This is a genomic window from Bradyrhizobium tropiciagri, assembly GCF_001189845.1.
Lineage (GTDB): Bacteria > Pseudomonadota > Alphaproteobacteria > Rhizobiales > Xanthobacteraceae > Bradyrhizobium > Bradyrhizobium tropiciagri.
Genome location: NZ_LFLZ01000006.1, coordinates 91,501 through 108,491 on the forward strand (window position 1 = coordinate 91,501; position 16,991 = coordinate 108,491).

Genomic DNA, 16,991 nt, shown 5'->3' on the forward strand with positions numbered 1-16,991 from the left:
AGGTGAGGGCGGCAGGCGTAACCTTCGGCGGCGAGCGGTAGCATGACCTATGCGCTCGTTGCCGGCGTGCTGTTCGGGCTGTATTTCAGCCTGGTCGGCATCGGTCTCAATCTCGTGTTCGGCGTCATGCGCATCGTCAACCTTGCGCATGGCGATATCCTGATGCTGGGCGCCTTCATCGCGCTCGGCGTGGTCGGCATCGCCGGCATCGATCCGCTGTTCGCGGTGCCGCTGGCCTTCGTGGTCTTCGTGCTGGCGGGCGTGCTGCTGTACTGGGTTCTGGTGCCGCGGCTGCAGGGCTCGGCCAATCCGGAAATGCTGTCGATCATCCTGTTCTTCGGCCTGTCGCAGGTGATCGAGGCCGTCACCACCATCTTCGCCGGCACCAGCGAGCGCTCGATCCAGAGCCGGCTGCTCGGCACCGTGTTCTCGACCATCAAGGTCAAGCTGTTCGGCGGCAAGGCCGGCGGGGCAGGGCCGATCCAGATCTTCGGCCAGGGCTTTCCCGCGCCCTGGGTGATCGCGGCCATCACCAGCCTGGTCGCGATCGGGCTGGTGTACCTCTATCTCTACCATACAAGGCTCGGCACCCTGACCCGCGCGGTGATGTCACGTCGCGACGAGGCGCTGGCGACCGGCATCGATGTCGACCGCGTCTCGGCGGCGGCGTTCGGTATCGGTCTGGGCATCGCGGCCGTCGCCGGCGTGTTCGCGCCGTTCATGTTCGGCTCGGTGACGCCTGCCTTCGGCGCCGATGCGACGGTGACCTCGTTCGCCATCGTCGTGCTCGGCTCGCTCGGCAATCCCCTGGGTACCGCGCTCGGCGGCGTTGTCTACGGTCTCTGCTACATGCTGGTGCAGACCTATCTCAGTTCCTGGGCTGACTTGCTGCCCTATGTGTTGTTGATCGTGATCCTGTTGTTGCGCCCGAGCGGTCTGCTCGGAAGGCGGGTGCGCGTTGCATAACGCCCCGAAACACCTGGTGTTCATCCTGGCGCCGCTGGTGGTGGTGTTCGCGCTGCTGCCCGGCGTCTATCAAAACCATCTGCTGCTGTTCAACTTCGTGATCTTCCTGATCCTCGCGCAGGGCGTGAACATCATCTATGGTTTCACCGGCTATCTGCCGTTCGGCTATGTCGGCTTCTTCGGCGCCGGTGCCTATGGCTTTGCCATCATGGTGATGCATCTGCACACGCCGGCGCCGCTCGCCGTGCTGGTCGGCGGCGGTGTCGCGGTTCTGCTCGGCCTGTTGCTGACGCCGCTGCTGCGGCTGTCCGGGGCGTATTTTGCGATCGCCAACCTCGCGGCCTCGCTCGCGGTGTTGCACTTCGTCGCCAACCCGGCGCTGGAGGGCATCACCAAGGGCCCCTATGGCGTGTCGCTCACCGGCACGTTCAACCCGACCCACGCCTACTACGCCGCGGTCGTGGTGATGGCGCTGACGGTCGGCGCGGTGGTGTATCTGAAGAACTCGCCATTCGGCCTTGCGCTGCAGGCCGTGCGCGAGGATGCGGTGTCGGCCTCGATGGCCGGCGTCAACATCATCAAGATGCGGGTGATCGCCTGGCTCGCCTCCGCGCTGGTCGCCGGCCTCGCCGGCGGCATCTACGCCTGGTACGTCTCGGTGTTCTATCCCGACAACGTGTTCTCCGGCGAGTTCTCGATCTTCGCGATCGTGTTCGCGCTGTTCGGCGGCGTCGCTACCATCACCGGACCGATCGTCGGCGTGCTGATCCTGTACGGCATCTACAACCTGATCGGTTTCACCACGCCGCAATATTTCCAGCTGATCTATGGTCTCCTGATCATGGGCCTCGTGCTGTTCCTGCCCGCAGGATTGGTGTCGCTGGCAACCCGCAGGGGGTGGCATGTCCCCTGAGAAAAGCCCCATCCTCGAGGTCTCGAAGCTGGTCAAGCGCTTCGGCGGCTTCCACGCGCTCGATGGCCTGAGCTTCCACGTCGTGCCGGGCGAAATCCTCGGGCTGGTCGGTCCGAACGGCTCCGGCAAGACCACGGCGATCAACGTCATCTCCGGTCTCTACGCCCCCGATGGCGGCGAGGTGGTGTTTGACGGCGCGTCCTCAGGCGGCGTCGCCTCGCACAAGCTGGTTCACCGCGGCATCAACCGCACCTTCCAGGTGCCGAAGCCGTTCCTGTCGCTCACGGTGCGCGAGAACATCCAGGTGGCATTGGCCTATGGCGGCGCCACCGATGCGCCGTCGATTGCTGAACTGCTTGAGAAGTACCGGCTGAAGGAGGTCGCAGACCGTCCCGCCGCCGACCTCAACAGCGCGCAGCAGAAGATGCTCGATCTCACCCGCGCGCTCGCGACGCGGCCGCGGCTGTTGCTGCTCGACGAGCTCGCGGCCGGCCTCAACCCGGCGGAGCTCGACTGGATCGCCGGCCGCATCAAGGCACTGGCCGCAACCGGCATGGCGATCATCGTGGTCGAGCATCTGATGGGCTTCATCGAGCAGATCACCGACCGTGTCATCGTGCTCAACGCGGGCAAGGAGATCTTCGAAGGTACGCTTGCCACCGCGGTGCGCGAGCCGCAGGTGATCGAGGTGTTTTTGGGAGGCGAGCATGCCCACTGATGCAGTGCCGCTTCTGGACGCCAGAGGTGTCGATGCCGGCTACGGCACCATGCAGGTGCTGTGGGGCGTCGATCTCGACGTCCGCCCCGGCGAGACCGTGCTGCTGCTCGGCGCCAATGGCGCGGGCAAGACCACCTTCCTGAAGTCGCTGGTCGGCCTGATCGGGGCCCGTAGCGGCCACATCAAGCTCGGCGGCGAGGACATCACCAGGATGCGGTCGTCGGACCGCATGAAGCGCGGCATGACCTACATGTCGGAGCTTGCGGTGTTTCCCGACCTGTCGATAGAGGAGAACATCCGCGTCGGCGCGCAGGCGCTGGGCCATGCCAATCCGGGCGCGCGGGTCGACGAATTGTACGGGCTGTTCCCGGTGCTGCGCGACAAGCGCCGCGACCCGGCCTCCAGCCTGTCCGGCGGCCAGCGCAAGATGCTCGGCATCGCCAAGGCGCTGTCGGCCGAGCCGAAGCTGCTGGTCATGGACGAGCCCTCGGCCGGGCTGTCGCCGCTGTTTGTCAAGGAGGTGCTGCGCGCCCTGTCCAGCCTGCAGGGCCGCGGACTGGCGCTCTTGATCGCCGAGCAGAATATCGGCTTCCTTGAGATTGCCACCCGCGTGTTCGTGCTTGAAGGCGGGCGCATCCGCTTCTCCGGCACGGTTGCCGAGATGAGCGGCAATGAAGAGCTGCACCGCGCCTATTTCGGGCTGAAGTGATAGTGATGGCAGGCTGGGGCCGGCGCACTGGAAATCGGCCCCGGTTCGCGCGACAATCAGCTGAAGCCATCAAGTGCAAGCCGTGAAGTGAAAACCATGCCGAAAAATCCGACACTCGCCTCCCTTGCCGCCGATCTCGCCAGCGGCGCCACCTCCGCCCGCAAGCTCGTCGAGCAATGCATCGCCAGGATCGCCGATCCGGCAGGCGAGGGCCAGCGCACCTTCATCCATGTCGACCGCGAGGCGGCGCTGGAAGCCGCTGACGCCATGGATCGGCTGCGCAAGGCCAACGCCGCGCCGTCGCCGTTTGCCGGCATTCCGGTCTCGATCAAGGATCTGTTCGACATCAAGGGGCAGGTGACCCGCGCGGGCTCCCGGGCGCTGGAGGATTCCGCCCCGGCGGATGCCGATGCGCCCGTCGTGGCGCGGCTCAAGCGCGCCGGCTTCATCGTGATCGGCCGTACCAACATGACCGAGTTCGCCTATTCAGGCATCGGCATCAATCCGCATTACGGCACCCCGAAGAGCGCCTGGAACCGGAGCGTCGGCCATGTGCCCGGCGGCTCGTCCTCGGGCGCGGCGGTCTCGATCGCCGACGGCATGGCGTTCGGCGCGCTCGGCACCGACACCGGCGGCTCCTGCCGGATCCCGGCCGCCTTCAACGGCATCGTCGGCTACAAGCCGACGCAGCGCCGGATTTCGCTCGACGGCGGCGTGCCGCTGTCGTTCACACTCGATAGCTACGGTCCGCTCGCGAATTCGGTGGCCTGCTGCGCCGCGCTCGATGCGGTGCTGGCCGATGAGGCGGTGACGCCGATTGCTCCGCGCCCGGTCAAGGGCATGCGGCTCGCGGTGCCGACCACGGTCGCGCTCGACGATCTCGACGATGCCGTCGCAAAAACCTTCGAGCGCGCACTGGCGTCGTTGTCGCGCGCCGGGGCCCTGGTCGAGCACATCGAGGTGCCTGAATTGCTCGATGTCGGCGTGATGAACACCAAGGGCGGTTTTTCCGCAGCCGAGAGCTATGCCTGGCACCGCTTCCTGCTCGCCAGCAAGGGCGATATCTACGACCCGCGCGTCGCGGTGCGCATCCAGCGCGGCGAGGGTTTCCTGGCGGCCGACTATATCGACCTCATCAATGCGCGGCGGTCGTTCATCGCCCGTACCGAGGCGCGGATCGCGCCCTATGACGCACTGGTGTTGCCGACCACCGCGAACCTGCCGCCGACCATTGCGAGCCTCGCCGACGACAAGGCGTTCGCCACGGAGAACCTGCGCGCGCTGCGTAATCCTTCGCTGATCAACGTGCTCGATGGCTGCGCCATCTCGCTGCCCGCGCATCGCGAGGGCGAGGCGCCGGTCGGCCTGATGCTCGCCGCCGCGGGCGGCTCGGATCGCCGTATCTTCGAGCTTGCGGCCGGAATGGAGACCGTCATCCGTGTTTGATCTCACCTTCAACGTCGACGACAAGGGCGTCGCGACGCCGCTCACGCTCGAAATCCGGCAGGCCGTGATTGCCGGTTGGACCGGCCGCGATCCGGTGGCGCGCGACAAGCACATCGCCGAGCTCGAAGCGCTCGGCATCGCGCGGCCGGCGACGACGCCGATCTATTACCGCTGCTCGGCTCGCCGCATCACCTTCGCCGACACGATCGAGGTCTGCGGCGAGGATTCGAGCGGCGAGGTCGAGTTCGTGCTGATCGGCTGGCAGGGCCGCATCTTCGTCGGCTGCGGCTCCGACCATACCGACCGCAAGGTCGAGAGCTACAGCGTCACCGTGTCGAAGCAGATGTGCGACAAGCCTGTCGCCTCCGAGCTCTGGGAGCTCGAGGACGTCATCGGCCACTGGGACCAGCTCATCCTTCGCTCCTGGGCCACAATCGGCGGCCAGCGCGTGCTCTACCAGGAGGGCACGCTCGATCAAATGCTGCCGGTGAAAGACCTGATCGCGCGCGGTTTCGATGGCGGCAAGCTGCCCGACGGCTGCGCCATGTTCGGCGGCACCTTCGCGGCCAAGGGCGGCATCCGTCCCGCCAGCCGCTTCGAGTTCGATCTGGAAGACCCGGTGCTGAAGCGGAAGATCAGCCACGGCTACGACGTGGTGACGTTGCCGGTCAGGGGCTAGATAGTTTCCGCGCGTGCGTTCATAGAGCGGACCAATACTCTCTCGCGCGCGTCGTCCCGGCGAAGGCCGGGACCCATAACCACGAATGGTGATTGTGGAGCATGGTGTGGCCCCAGCCTTCGCCAAACGCGAAGCGGTGGTTATGGGTCCCGGCCTTCGCCGGGACGACACCTTGAATGTGGCGGCGTTCTCCGCATATTTCGCTCGGAAATCGGGTGGCGCGGCCTGCGATCATCGGCCAGATTCTCGCACATGACAGCAACAGCCAAGACCATTATCCGCACCTCGGCCTCCGGCATCCCCGCCCGCGTCGACGCGCTCGACTGGGACCAAATCACGACCGACCTCGACGGGGAGGGCTGCGCCGTCCTGGGCGGCCTGGTGACTCCCGAGGAGTGCGATGCCATCGCCGCGTTCTATCCCGATGACAGCCGGTTTCGCAGCAAGGTCGTGATGGGCCGCCACGGCTTCGGCCGCGGCGAATACAAATACTTCTCCTATCCGCTGCCGGACCTGATCGCGGAGCTGAGGCCGGCGCTGTATGCGCGGCTGACCGCGACCGCCAATCGCTGGAATCAGACGATGGGGATCGAGATCAGCTATCCCCCGTCGCACGCCGCGTTCCTGAGGCGCTGCCATGATGCCGGGCAGACGCGGCCGACGCCGCTGCTGCTGCAATATGGCGAGGGCGACTACAACTGCCTGCACCAGGATCTCTACGGCGAGCACGTGTTTCCGATCCAGGTTGCGATCCTGCTGTCGCAGCCGGGGCGCGATTTCACCGGCGGCGAGTTCGTGCTCACCGAGCAGCGGCCGCGGATGCAGTCGCGGCCCGAGGTGGTGCCGCTGACGAAGGGTGATGCCGTGGCTTTCGCCGTGCATCATCGTCCGGTGCAGGGGACACGCGGGCCGTATCGTGTCAATCTGCGCCACGGCGTCAGCCGGATCAGGTCCGGCCATCGCCACACCGTTGGTGTGATCTTCCACGACGCGAAGTGAGTGCGAGAGAGGCGTGGCCGCTGATCTGTTCGAAAGTGTTGGCGATGCACGGCCGCCGCGCGAGACCATCGCGGATGGCGCGGTGCTGTTGCGCGGCTTTGTGCGGCCGTTCGAGGCCGAGCTGATCCCGGCTTTACGCGTGATCGTCAAGCAGGCGCCGTTCCGGCATCTGATCACGCCGGGCGGCCACCGCATGTCGGCCGCGATGACCAATTGCGGAAGCGTCGGCTGGGTCTCCGATCCCAGCGGCTATCGTTACGATCCGATCGATCCGGACTCCGGACAGAACTGGCCAGCGATGCCCGAGGTGTTGCGCGGGCTCGCCGCCGATGCCGCGGCCGCGGCCGGCTTCAATAACTTCGCGCCCGAGGCTTGCCTAATCAATCGCTATGTCCCCGGCGCAAAACTGTCGCTGCATCAGGACAAGGACGAACTCGACTACGGTGCGCCGATCGTCTCGATCTCGCTCGGGCTGCCGGCGATCTTCCTGTTCGGCGGCTTGAAGCGTAGCGACACGCCGCGCCGCTATCGGCTCGAACATGGCGATGTCGCGGTGTGGGGCGGGCCGTCACGGTTATTTTATCACGGCGTGGCGCCGCTTGCCGATGGCGAGCACGGCGTGCTCGGCCGGCAGCGCATCAATCTGACCTTCCGCAAGGTGCGCTAGCTGTTGCGCGGCGATGGGTGGCTGTACTATTTCGGAATAATGAAAATATGCTACTGAGTTGCCCGACGCGTCAAGCGCTTTTCCGAGTGCCGGCCGAACGCCTGCTGCTTTGCATGGGGTTGTTTTCGATATTTTTGGCGGCTCGTAGCTTTGCTCCGCCGCTTCAGTCAAGCTAAAGGCCTCCCGCAAATGGGAGAGCTGGTCTAGACTTCGCGTATGATCACCAAGGCCGACCGCGCGGTCAATCGCACCGGCGTCTATCTCGCCGTGCTGCAGCTTGTCTTCACGCTGGGCTGGACCACTTACCTGATCTATCTGCCCAAGCTGTGCGCCGATGTCGGCATCGCGCCTTCGACCGTCATCCTGATCCTGATGATGGACCAGGCGATCTTCACCATCACGGATACGGCGATGGGCATGGCAGCCGATCGGATCTCGCGCCTGGTCGGCCGTCTCGGCGTGTTTGTCGGCATTCTTGCCGCGATCTCCTGCGCCGCCTTCGTCGCGCTGCCTTACGTCGCCGGCACCGGGCCAGGCGCAAAGGTCTGGCTGATCGTGTTGATCGTGATCTGGGCTGTCACATCGTCGGCCCTGCGTGCGCCGCCGCTGACGCTGCTCGGCAAGTATCGCGCGCAACCGTCGGTCCCGTTCCTCGCCGCGCTGGCGATGTTGGGCTATGGCATCGCGGGTGCGGTCTCGCCCTATCTCGCCGTCGTGCTGCGCGACCATGATGCGCGGCTGCCGTTCGTGCTGTCCGGCGCCGTGCTGCTGCTGACCGCCCTGGCCCTCTCGGGGATCGAGCGCCGCGTCGCCGAGGAGGTGCAGCCAGAACGGTTTGCGCCGCCGGCAAGGCGGCTAGGTGCGGTGCCGATGTTCCTGATCGGGTCGATGGTGCTGCTCTCGCTCGGCTATCAACTGCACTTCAACATCAACAGCGCTCCGTTCTACCTGCGCTTCGCCAAGTCGAGCGATCTGCAATGGCTGATGCCGGTGTTCTGGATCGGCTTCAACATCGCGATGTTTCCGGCGAGCATCGTCGTCAAGCATCGCGGCGGCCTGATCGTGATGGGCGCAGCGGGTCTGCTCGGCGCCTTCGCCATCATTGCCGCGGAGATCGCCGGCAGCCTCAATGTCCTGATCGCAGCGCAGTTCATGGCGGGCGCCGCCTGGGGCTGCATGCTGATGAGCGCGGTGTCGGCCGCGCTTGCGATCGGCGAGACCGGCGCCGAGGGCAAGGTCACCGGCCTCGTATTCTCAGCGCTCGCGCTTGCGACCTTTGCGCGGATGGCGGCGGTCGCTGGCGGAATGCAGAAGCTGCCGGACTATGCGCCGCTGGTGCACTGGGCGCCGGTCGCCTGCTGGTCGGTCGCCGGCGCCGGCCTGCTCGTGATCGCCGCGTCGCGGCTGCAACGCGGCGTGAAAGCAGCCTAGTTGTTTCTCGCCGGGTGAATGAACGCCCACGGGCTGACTTCCGAATCCGTCGGCACTTCCACCGAGATCACATACGGCCCGCCATCGGCGAGTGCCTTCTCAAGCACGGGGCGGAAGTGATCCGGCGAGGTGACGCGCGCGGCGCCGACGCCGAACGACTCCGCGAGCTTGACGAAGTCGGGATTGACCAGGTCGGAGGCGACGACGCGGCCGTCGAAGCGCTCGCGCTGGTCGCGGCGCACGTTGCCATAGGCGTTGTTGTTGAACACCAGCGTCACCACGCCGATCTTGAACTGCACGGCGGTGGCGAGCTCCTGCACGCCGAACATGAAGCCGCCATCGCCGGTGATTGCGACCACCGGCTTGTTCGGGTTGGCGACCTTGGCGCCGAGCGCGGTCGGGAAGCCCGAGCCGAGCGTGCCCTGATAGCCCGAGGTGACGAAGGTGCGCGGCTCGTAGATCGGGAAGCCGTACCAGGAGGCGAAGCCGACCTGCGACAGCTCGTCGGTGACGATGGCGTTCGCCGGCAGCACCTCGCGCAGGATTTTCAGATAGGCCATCTGCGGCTGGACGCGCTGGATCTCCTGCTCGGTGGCTGCGCTCGCCTCGCGGATCGCGGCGCGGCGGCCTGAAGTCTTGCTGTAGCCCGCCTTGCGCACCGCCGCGACGAGGTCGGCGGTGCCGGCCTTGGCGTCGGCGATCACGTCGGCGTCGGCCGGCCAGCGGCGCAACTCGACCGGATCGATGTCGATCCGCACGCATTTCAGCCCGGCCGGCTGATAGGGCCAGCGCGACATGGTCGGCAGCTCCATGCGGGTGCCGATGCCGATCATCAGATCCGTCTTCGGCCACAGCTTGTAGGCGGAGGCCATGGTGAGCCCGAGCTCGTGCGCATTGGAGACAATGCCGCGGCCGCTGCGGAATGCGACCACGGGCGCGTCGATCATCTCGGCCAGTTCGAGGATCTCCTCGCCTGCCTCGATCGCGCCGCTGCCGACGAAGATCATCGGCGCCTTGCTGCCGGCGATCAGATCGGCAGCCTGCTTGATGCGGTCCGGATCGGGCTGCGGCGCCGGCAACGGATCGAACGGCTTGACGGCCGCGACCTGGGTGCGCTGGGTGAATACGTCCCACGGCATCTCCAGCGACGCCGGGCCGCGCCGGCCCGACAGCATCTCCTGGAATGCGCGTGACACCATCGCGGGCGCGTTGTCGGGGTATTCAATCCGCTCGGCCCATTTCACGAAGGTCCGCAGCGTCGCGAGCTGGTCCGGCATCTCGTGCAGATGGCCGCGGCCTTTGCCCAGGAATTGCGTCGGCACCTGTCCGGTCAGGCACAGCACCGGCTCATTGCAGCCGAGTGCGGTGAGCAGCGCCGCCGACGCGTTGAGCACGCCGGGGCCGGGCACCACGCTGAACACGCCGGGTCTGCCGCTGGAGCGGGCATAGCCGAACGCCATGTAGCCGCAGGCTTGCTCATGCCGGGCGCCGATCACCTTGAGCTGCGCCTGGTGGAAGGCATCGAACAGGCCATAGATCTGCGCGCCGGGCAAACCGAACACGGTGTCGACACCGTGCGCGACGAGGCCGTTGACGATCGCTTCGCCGCCGGATGTTGAGGTCATGGCACTGTCCAGTTGCTTGTTGAGTCTAGTTGGCTTCGTCGACGACGCCGTTGCGCAGAATACCGACGCCTTCGGCCTCGACCTCGACGACATCGCCGGGCTTCAGATAGCGCGGCGGATCGAACCGCGCACCTGCGCCGGTCGGCGTGCCCGTGACGATGATGTCGCCGGGAACCAGCGTCGTGAAGGTCGAGATGTAGTTGATGAGGTAGCGGAAGCCGAAGATCAAGCGCGAGGTACGGTCGTCCTGCCTGACCTCACCGTTGACTCGCGTGGTCAGCCTGACATCGGCGATCTGCGCTTCGCTGGTGTAGGGCACGATCCACGGGCCGAGACTGCCGGTGGAATCGAAGTTCTTGCCCTGGGTGACGTTGAACTTGGCGTGGCGCACCCAGTCGCGGATGGTGCCCTCGTTGCACAGCGTGATCGCGGCGATGTGATCGAGCGCGGCGCTTTCCGGAATGTGCCGACCGGCCTTGCCGATCACCAGCACCAGTTCGCCCTCATAGTCGAGCTGCGGCGAGACTCGCGGTCGCACCACCGGTGTGTTGTGGCCGACGAAGGAGCGCGGCACCCGCAGGAACATGCTGGGGTATTTCGGCGCGTCCGAGCCGTCCTTGTACTCGGCATTGCGATCCGGGTAGTTGACGCCGATGCAGATGATCTTGTCCGGCGTTGGGATCGGTGGCTGCCAGGTGACCGCGTCGAGCGCGTGGTCGGGCGATCGCTTGGCGGCGTCCTCCACGAGCTTGCTCAGCGCGCCGGCGGCGATCGCCTCGCGCAAGGTCGGATAATCCTTGGCGCTGCGTGCGGAGAGATCGACAATGCCATTGTCAGTCACAACACCGTAGCGGGTGGCACCGTCGATGGAATAGGTGGCGAGGCGAGGGGCGGGCATCAGCAATCCATTCGTTGGTGTCGTCCCGGCCTAGTGCGCAATTGCGCACGGGGGCCGGGACCCATACTCCGCGGCCATTGGAAGGGGCACGCGGCCAGACATTCGTTCAGCAACTCAATTCGGTGGTTATGGGTCCCGGCTTTCGCCGGGACGACGTGTGGGGAGAGGCGTGACTAGTCCGCAACCAGAACATCGGCGACGAAGCGCGGCTCGCGGACGGTCTGGCCTGCGAAGGTCGAGCCTTCCTCGAACCATGAGCGCGGCGCCGGCGCGCCCCACAGCGTCTGACGGCGCGGATCGCGCAGCGACCAGCGCAGCGGCTCGTGGTCGTGATCGCCGGTGAAATAGTCGCTGGTGTAGAGCTCGATGCGATGTCCGTCAGGATCGCGGATGTAGAGGAAGAAGGCGTTGGAGATGCCGTGCCGGCCCGGGCCGCGCTCGATGTTCTTGAGGAAGCCGGACGAGGCCATCACGTCGCAGAGATGCACGATGTTCATCGCGGTCGGCACCCAATAGGCGATGTGGTGCAGGCGAGGACCACGGCCGTTGGTGATGGCGAAGTCGTGGACGTTGCCCTTGCGGTGCATCCAGGCGGCGGCGATGCGGCCGTTGTCGCCGTCCTCCTCGGCATATTCGGTGAGGCGGAAGCCGAGCCGCGCATAGAAATCGACGGTGTCCTGCACCTCGGCGGCGAACACGTTGAAATGGTCGAGCCGCTGCGGATGGCAGCCCTTGTAGAGATCGTAGCGCCGCAGCAGATGCGGGCGCTTCTCCATCGTGGCGTAGAGTTCGATCTGGAAGCCGAACGGATCGGTGAATTGCAACGTGCGGCCCTGGAACGGCTGGACGACGAAAGCATAGCTGATGCCGTTCTCGGAGCAGAAGGCGGCGGCCTTGTCGAGGTCGCCGTCATTGCCGACCTTGAAGCCGAGCCGGTTGCAGGCGGCCTTCGCCGCCTTGCGCAGCACCACCGAATGATGCTGGTGCTCCTCGCTGGCGCGCAGATACACCGACTTGTCGTCGCGGTCCTCGATGTGGAGGCCGACCGTCTTCTCGTAGAAGGCGGCGCTCTTGTCCAGGTCCGTGACGTCGAGCACGGCGTGGCTGCAGCGGATGATGTTGAACGGCGGATCGAAGACGTGGGTCGGAGCGGGCATCGGTGTTTCCTCAGATTTGTTATCCGTCATTCCGGGGCGATGCGCAGCATCGAACCCGGAATCTCGAGGTTCCGGGTTGCTGCGCGCCCCGGAATGACGTGCAATCAAATTCCCAGTTTCTGGATCTTGTGCGTCCCGCGCGCGAGCGAGACGTGCTTGGTTTCCATGTAGAAGTCGAACGAGTAGTCGCCGCCGTCGCGGCCGATGCCTGACGACTTCATGCCGCCGAACGGGGTCGGCAGATGGCGGACGTTTTCCGAGTTGAGCCAGATCATGCCGGCTTCCAGCGCATCGGCAACGCGCAGCGCGCGGCCCATCTCGCCGGTCCAGACATAGCCGGTCAGGCCGTATTGCACGCCGTTGGCGATCTCGATGGCGTCAGCCTCGTCCCTGAACGGGATCACGGTCAGGAACGGGCCGAACACCTCTTCCTGTGCGACGCGCATGGTCGCGCTGGCGCCGGTCACCAGCGTCGGCTGCACATAGTGGCCGCCGCCGGGACCGTCATGCGGCTTGCCGCCGACCGCGATCGTCGCGCCGTCTTTTTTGGCGACATCGAAATAGCTGCACACCTTGGCGAGGTGCCGTTCATGGATCAGCGGCCCGATCTCGGTCGCAGGATCGAGGGGATGGCCGACCTTGAGCGCCTTGACGCGCGCCGTCAGCTTCTCGATGAACTTGCCGGCAACGCTCTCCTGAACCAGCAGCCGGCTCGACGACGTGCAGCGCTCGCCGTTGAGCGAGTAGATCATGAACACGACGGCATCGAGCGCGCGGTCGAGATCGGCATCGTCGAATACGATCACCGGGTTCTTGCCGCCGAGCTCGAAATGCACCCGCTTCAAGGTCGGCGCGCCCTGCGCCATGATCGCCGAGCCGGTCGAGCTCTCGCCGACGAAACCGATCGCCTTGATGGCGGGGTGCTCGGTCAGCGCCTTGCCGGCTTCCTCGCCGAATCCGTGCACGGTGTTCAGCACGCCGTCGGGAAGCCCGGCCTGCTTGGCGAGCTTGACCAGCATATCGGCCGTCACCGGCGACCATTCCGCCGGCTTGTGCACCACAGTGCAGCCGGCGGCCAGCGCAGGCGCGATCTTCCAGGTCGAGAGCATGAACGGCGTATTCCACGGCGTGATCACGCCGACCGGGCCGATCGGCACCCGGGTCGAGATGTTCCAGTGCTCGTCCGAGGGCGTGTTGAGACCGTCGCGGGCCTCGCCGCATTTGTCGGCGAAGAAGCGGAAATTCTCCGCGGCGCGGATCGCGGCCTTGGCCATGAAGCGGTGCGCCTGGCCGGTGTCGATGCATTCGAGCACGGCGATGTCGTCGGCGCGCTCCTCGATCGCGTCGGCGACGCGATGCAGCAGCTTGCGGCGCTGCGCCGCCGGCATGTCGCGCCAGGCCTTGAAGGCCTTGGCCGCGGCGGTTGCGGCACGGTCGATATCCTCGGCATTGCCGCGTGCGACCGTCGCCAGCACCGTGCCGTCAACGGGCGATTTGGTCTCGAAGGTCTGGCCGGATGCCGCCGGCACGACCTTGCCGTCGATCACGTTGCCAATGCCTTCGGCCTTCAGCTTCGCCAGCAGGGGGCCGGCGCGATCGCGGTTGGCCTGGAACACGTCGGCTGACGATTTCGCTGTCGCTTTATCCATTGACCGTCTCCACCTTCAGTGCGTCGTGGATGTTGTTGCGTTTCCAGCTGGTTTCCTTGTCGTTGATCTGCATGTCGAACGACAGAGCGAACTTGCTGTTGGCGAATACCGGATCGAGATGGGCCGATAGCGCCTTGAAGATGTGCTCGCCGGCCTGCTTGCGGGTGGCGAGGTCGCGGCCTTCGCCGAGCCGCAGCACCATGTCGAGGAAGCCGTAAGTCTTGCGGCCGTCGGCGATCGCGTAATGCTCGCATCTGACGGCGCGAACACGGATGCCGCCGAGCGGGAAGATGCCGGTCTCGACCGCGGCCTTGCGGACCAGTTCGACGGTCGCGCCCATGTCGACGAGGCCGTCGAGATTGGCGGAGTATTCAATTGTGAAATGCGGCATGCAGCGCTCCTGCTGATGGCGTCAGGCGAAGTAGCAGCTCACGGAACCGTAGGGTCCGTAATCGGCCTGGATGGTGTCGCCCTTGCGGGTCTCGATCGGGCGGATGAACGAGCCCGCCAGCACGACCTGGCCGGCCTCCAGCGCCAGCCCGTTCGGCGCGATCTTGTTGGCGAGCCACGCCACCGCGGTCGCCGGATGATTCAACACGCCGGCGGCGAGACCGGTTTCCTCGAGCTGGCCGTTGCGGAAACACAGCGTGCCGATCCAGCGCAGGTCGGCTTCCAGCGGGCGGATCGGCCGACCGCCGAGCACGATGCCGGCATTGGCGGCGTTGTCGGCGATGGTGTCGAAGATCTTGCGCGTCGCCTTGGTCTCGGGGTCGACGCGCTCGACCCTGGTATCCAGGATCTCGAGCGCCGGCACCACGAAGTCGGTGGCGTTGAGCACGTCAAACAGCGTGCAGTTCGGGCCCGCCAGGCGATGCTTCATCACGAAGGCGAGCTCGGCCTCGACGCGGGTCGCGATAAAGCGGTCGGTCGGCACCAGGCCGCCGTCGGCAAAGAACATGTCGTCGAGCAGGACGCCGGAGTCAGGCTCGTCGATGTTGAGCGCGCTCTGCATCGCCTTCGAGGTCAGGCCGATCTTGTGGCCCTTGACGAGGCGGCCCTGCGCCACCTTCATCTCGACCCAGGCCTTCTGAATCGCGTAGGCGTCTTCGAGGGTAATGCGGGGGTATTCCAGCGACAGCTGGCGGATTTGCTTGCGGGTCTTTTCCGCACTGTCGAGCCGCTCGGCGGCAGCGCGGATATCGTCCTTGGAGAGGGCCATGCGTGCTACACAAAAATGGATGCCGGGAGATGATTAACATGTTAAGTTCTTTCCCGCAAACTGAATCAGGGCATGCTGCAATGCAAAAGTTTCTGCCATGATGCATGATCCGGAAAAGTGGGCACCGGTTTTCCGATCAGGATCATGCTCGAATAGAGAGATAGATCGTGATGGCGGCTCGAAGAGCCGTCATTACGATCGGGATTGAGCGATGGCGCGCAAGAAACTGGACGAGATCCGACCGGAGCAGGGCGACGACGCGGCGGCGCGGCGCGCCCCGATGCGCGAATTCTCGCGCTCGCTGCCGATGTCGCTGCTCCGCGCCCGCGAAGCGGTGATGCGGCAATTCCGTCCGTCGCTGCGCAATCACGGGCTGACTGAGCAGCAGTGGCGGATCCTGCGTGCGCTGACCGCGGTCGACGAGATCGAGGTCACCGAGCTCGCCCGCGTGGCGTTCCTGCTCGGCCCGAGCCTGTCGCGCATCCTGCGCGATCTCGAAGGCCGTGCATTGATCGAGCGCAAGGCCGCGGAGAACGATGCGCGGCGCGCGGTGGTCTCGATCTCCGCCAAGGGATTGAAGCTGATCGAGGCAGTGGCGCCGACGTCGGAGGTGATCTACGCCGCGATCACCAGGCGCTATGGCGCGCGCAAGCTTGCGGAGCTGCAGGAGATGCTGGGCGCGCTGGAAGCAAGTCTCGCCGGAATGGGCTCGGCCGAGGAAGCTGAAGTCGAGGCCGACGAGTAGCGTCAGGCCATGTAGGGCACGCGTGAGATCACGTTGATGGCGCGGAATTCGGCGATCCAGCCCGCGACCTTCGAATGGGACCACTCGATATGGCGGCGCAAGATCTCGGCCGCCGCATCGCCGTCGCGGGCACGCAAGGCTTCGATGATCACCAGATGCTCGTCCATGAAGGAATCGATCTGCGGCGCGGTCAGGGCCACCTGAATGTGCTTGCCGATCACGAAGGCGCAATGGGTACGCTTGAGCGCTTCGACCATCTCGCGATTGGCGCCGTAGCCCAGGCACCGGATGTGCAGGTCGCCCTCGATCTCGTCGAGCTCGCCGACGCCGACGCGGCTGCGGAATTGAATCCCCTCGCGCAGCCGCTCCGCCATCCGGTCAAGCAGCGCGGTCGGAATCTTTGCCGTCGCGGATTTGAGCAGCAGTGGCTCGAGGGTTGCGCGCACCTCGAAGATGTCGCGGAGGCGATCCTCGTCCAGCGGCACCACGTACCAATGCGCCTTGGCGCCTTTCTCCAGGATTCCGATCGCCTGCGCGCGGAGCAGCAGGTTGCGCGCCACCGTGCGTCCGACCCGGAAATGCCGCGCCAGTGCGAGCTCGCTGACGCGGAAGCGTCCGAACAGCGACCGGTAGATGATCTCGCGTTCGAGCTTGTAATAGAGCGCGTCCCAGGCATCGCTGCGCACCGCGTCGACCGGGCCGTCGGTCAGTCCGAACATCTCCGGTGTGATCGGGACGCGCCGCGGTTCGACCTTGCGCTTGCCGGCGATGACGCCGCGGCCGCCGAACCGGCGCACCAACCCGACATGCTCGAGCTGCTCGAACGCCTGCCGCACCGGCGAGCGGCTGGAGCCGAACAAGGTCGCGATCGCCGATTCGGAGAGCACCGTGCCGGGCGGCACGTCACCGGCCCGGATGTGCTTTGCCAACGCGCTCTTGATCAGCTCGTAGGCCGGTTGTTTTCGTCTGGTCTGCGACTTCGCTCTTGGAATCGACATCGATGGCTGCCCGCCGTCACATTATCACGTGATCGCGCCATGGTGCTGGTAGCAGGCATTTACGCACCGTTACCAGAACTTTTGGCTATTGCGTGCAATGTGCAATCATGTTTAGCTACGGCAAACGCCAGATTGATGGCCGCTGTTGCGCGTCTGTGTGCCGCAGCGGCGC

The 16,991-nt window shown here is 65.7% G+C and carries 17 protein-coding genes; 10 read left to right on the forward strand and 7 right to left on the reverse strand.

Annotated elements, in window-relative coordinates:
- Nucleotides 1-42 precede the first annotated feature (42 nt).
- The 9 genes from AKN84_RS07390 to AKN84_RS07430 all read left to right on the forward strand — a co-directional run bounded on the left by AKN84_RS07390 (nucleotide 43) and on the right by AKN84_RS07430 (nucleotide 8,528).
- Complete coding sequence (locus tag AKN84_RS07390) at nucleotides 43-966, forward strand: branched-chain amino acid ABC transporter permease (protein WP_050420090.1); 924 nt, start codon at nucleotides 43-45, stop codon at nucleotides 964-966.
- Nucleotides 959-1,879 (forward strand): branched-chain amino acid ABC transporter permease, encoded by a 921-nt coding sequence (locus AKN84_RS07395; protein WP_050420091.1) that lies wholly within the window; start codon nucleotides 959-961, stop codon nucleotides 1,877-1,879. Before AKN84_RS07390 ends, AKN84_RS07395 begins: the two co-directional genes overlap by 8 nt.
- On the forward strand, nucleotides 1,869-2,597 hold the full coding sequence (locus tag AKN84_RS07400; RefSeq protein WP_050420092.1) for an ABC transporter ATP-binding protein: 729 nt from the start codon (nucleotides 1,869-1,871) through the stop codon (nucleotides 2,595-2,597). Before AKN84_RS07395 ends, AKN84_RS07400 begins: the two co-directional genes overlap by 11 nt.
- Nucleotides 2,587-3,306 carry an ABC transporter ATP-binding protein gene (locus tag AKN84_RS07405; RefSeq protein WP_050420093.1) on the forward strand — a complete coding sequence of 240 codons (720 nt, stop codon included), beginning with the start codon at nucleotides 2,587-2,589 and terminating at the stop codon, nucleotides 3,304-3,306. The genes AKN84_RS07400 and AKN84_RS07405 overlap by 11 nt, the downstream gene beginning before the upstream one ends.
- A 96-nt stretch (nucleotides 3,307-3,402) precedes the next feature.
- Complete coding sequence (locus AKN84_RS07410) at nucleotides 3,403-4,752, forward strand: amidase (RefSeq protein ID WP_050420094.1); 1,350 nt, start codon at nucleotides 3,403-3,405, stop codon at nucleotides 4,750-4,752.
- Entirely contained in the window at nucleotides 4,745-5,431 is a 687-nt protein-coding gene (locus AKN84_RS07415; RefSeq protein WP_050420095.1) for a DUF2848 domain-containing protein, read from the forward strand. Before AKN84_RS07410 ends, AKN84_RS07415 begins: the two co-directional genes overlap by 8 nt.
- 252 nt (nucleotides 5,432-5,683) lie before the next feature.
- Nucleotides 5,684-6,430 (forward strand): 2OG-Fe(II) oxygenase, encoded by a 747-nt coding sequence (locus tag AKN84_RS07420; RefSeq protein WP_050420096.1) that lies wholly within the window; start codon nucleotides 5,684-5,686, stop codon nucleotides 6,428-6,430.
- Between the two features lie 13 nt (nucleotides 6,431-6,443).
- Nucleotides 6,444-7,097, forward strand: coding sequence for a DNA oxidative demethylase AlkB (gene alkB / locus AKN84_RS07425; RefSeq protein WP_050420097.1), 654 nt, complete (start codon nucleotides 6,444-6,446; stop codon nucleotides 7,095-7,097).
- A 216-nt stretch (nucleotides 7,098-7,313) separates the two neighbouring features.
- A complete protein-coding gene (locus AKN84_RS07430; RefSeq protein WP_050420098.1) occupies nucleotides 7,314-8,528 on the forward strand; it encodes an MFS transporter in 1,215 nt (404 codons plus the stop codon).
- Here AKN84_RS07430 and AKN84_RS07435 read toward each other — a convergent pair.
- The 6 genes from AKN84_RS07435 to hpaH form a co-directional block, all read right to left on the reverse strand.
- The gene (locus AKN84_RS07435) at nucleotides 8,525-10,153 is read right to left on the reverse strand and encodes a thiamine pyrophosphate-dependent enzyme (RefSeq protein WP_050420099.1); all 1,629 of its coding nucleotides are present in this window, start codon (nucleotides 10,151-10,153) and stop codon (nucleotides 8,525-8,527) included. The two genes, AKN84_RS07430 and AKN84_RS07435, sit on opposite strands and share 4 nt — an antisense overlap.
- 25 nt (nucleotides 10,154-10,178) lie before the next feature.
- Nucleotides 10,179-11,051: a fumarylacetoacetate hydrolase family protein gene (locus AKN84_RS07440; RefSeq protein ID WP_050420100.1), complete on the reverse strand. Its 873-nt coding sequence runs from the start codon at nucleotides 11,049-11,051 to the stop codon at nucleotides 10,179-10,181.
- A 173-nt stretch (nucleotides 11,052-11,224) separates the two neighbouring features.
- Entirely contained in the window at nucleotides 11,225-12,208 is a 984-nt protein-coding gene (hpaD, locus tag AKN84_RS07445) for a 3,4-dihydroxyphenylacetate 2,3-dioxygenase (protein ID WP_050420101.1), read from the reverse strand.
- Nucleotides 12,209-12,312: 104 nt separating this feature from the next.
- Complete coding sequence (hpaE, locus tag AKN84_RS07450) at nucleotides 12,313-13,857, reverse strand: 5-carboxymethyl-2-hydroxymuconate semialdehyde dehydrogenase (RefSeq protein WP_050420102.1); 1,545 nt, start codon at nucleotides 13,855-13,857, stop codon at nucleotides 12,313-12,315.
- On the reverse strand, nucleotides 13,850-14,248 hold the full coding sequence (locus AKN84_RS07455; RefSeq protein ID WP_050420103.1) for a 5-carboxymethyl-2-hydroxymuconate Delta-isomerase: 399 nt from the start codon (nucleotides 14,246-14,248) through the stop codon (nucleotides 13,850-13,852). The genes hpaE and AKN84_RS07455 overlap by 8 nt, the downstream gene beginning before the upstream one ends.
- A 21-nt stretch (nucleotides 14,249-14,269) precedes the next feature.
- The gene (gene hpaH, locus AKN84_RS07460) at nucleotides 14,270-15,076 is read right to left on the reverse strand and encodes a 2-oxo-hept-4-ene-1,7-dioate hydratase (RefSeq protein WP_050420104.1); all 807 of its coding nucleotides are present in this window, start codon (nucleotides 15,074-15,076) and stop codon (nucleotides 14,270-14,272) included.
- Between the two features lie 211 nt (nucleotides 15,077-15,287).
- On the opposite strand from hpaH, the gene hpaR reads away from it, so the two are divergent.
- Nucleotides 15,288-15,821, forward strand: a complete 534-nt coding sequence (gene hpaR / locus AKN84_RS07465) for a homoprotocatechuate degradation operon regulator HpaR (protein WP_050420105.1) — start codon at nucleotides 15,288-15,290, stop codon at nucleotides 15,819-15,821.
- A 2-nt stretch (nucleotides 15,822-15,823) separates the two neighbouring features.
- On the opposite strand, the gene AKN84_RS07470 is transcribed toward hpaR, so the two are convergent.
- Complete coding sequence (locus tag AKN84_RS07470; RefSeq protein WP_050420106.1) at nucleotides 15,824-16,819, reverse strand: GntR family transcriptional regulator; 996 nt, start codon at nucleotides 16,817-16,819, stop codon at nucleotides 15,824-15,826.
- Nucleotides 16,820-16,991 lie beyond the last annotated feature (172 nt).

Excerpts from the sequence above, each read along its gene's own strand:
- AKN84_RS07410 (WP_050420094.1), top strand. The coding sequence starts at position 3,403 with ATGCCGAAAAATCCGACACTCGCCTCCCTTGCCGCCGATCTCGCCAGC.
- AKN84_RS07470 (WP_050420106.1), bottom strand. The coding sequence starts at position 16,819 with ATGTCGATTCCAAGAGCGAAGTCGCAGACCAGACGAAAACAACCGGCC.
- AKN84_RS07400 (WP_050420092.1), top strand. The coding sequence starts at position 1,869 with ATGTCCCCTGAGAAAAGCCCCATCCTCGAGGTCTCGAAGCTGGTCAAG.
- hpaD (WP_050420101.1), bottom strand. The coding sequence starts at position 12,208 with ATGCCCGCTCCGACCCACGTCTTCGATCCGCCGTTCAACATCATCCGC.
- AKN84_RS07430 (WP_050420098.1), top strand. The coding sequence starts at position 7,314 with ATGATCACCAAGGCCGACCGCGCGGTCAATCGCACCGGCGTCTATCTC.
- hpaE (WP_050420102.1), bottom strand. The coding sequence starts at position 13,857 with ATGGATAAAGCGACAGCGAAATCGTCAGCCGACGTGTTCCAGGCCAAC.
- AKN84_RS07435 (WP_050420099.1), bottom strand. The coding sequence starts at position 10,153 with ATGACCTCAACATCCGGCGGCGAAGCGATCGTCAACGGCCTCGTCGCG.
- AKN84_RS07405 (WP_050420093.1), top strand. The coding sequence starts at position 2,587 with ATGCCCACTGATGCAGTGCCGCTTCTGGACGCCAGAGGTGTCGATGCC.
- hpaH (WP_050420104.1), bottom strand. The coding sequence starts at position 15,076 with ATGGCCCTCTCCAAGGACGATATCCGCGCTGCCGCCGAGCGGCTCGAC.
- AKN84_RS07390 (WP_050420090.1), top strand. The coding sequence starts at position 43 with ATGACCTATGCGCTCGTTGCCGGCGTGCTGTTCGGGCTGTATTTCAGC.
- AKN84_RS07440 (WP_050420100.1), bottom strand. The coding sequence starts at position 11,051 with ATGCCCGCCCCTCGCCTCGCCACCTATTCCATCGACGGTGCCACCCGC.
- AKN84_RS07455 (WP_050420103.1), bottom strand. The coding sequence starts at position 14,248 with ATGCCGCATTTCACAATTGAATACTCCGCCAATCTCGACGGCCTCGTC.
- AKN84_RS07420 (WP_050420096.1), top strand. The coding sequence starts at position 5,684 with ATGACAGCAACAGCCAAGACCATTATCCGCACCTCGGCCTCCGGCATC.
- hpaR (WP_050420105.1), top strand. The coding sequence starts at position 15,288 with ATGGCGCGCAAGAAACTGGACGAGATCCGACCGGAGCAGGGCGACGAC.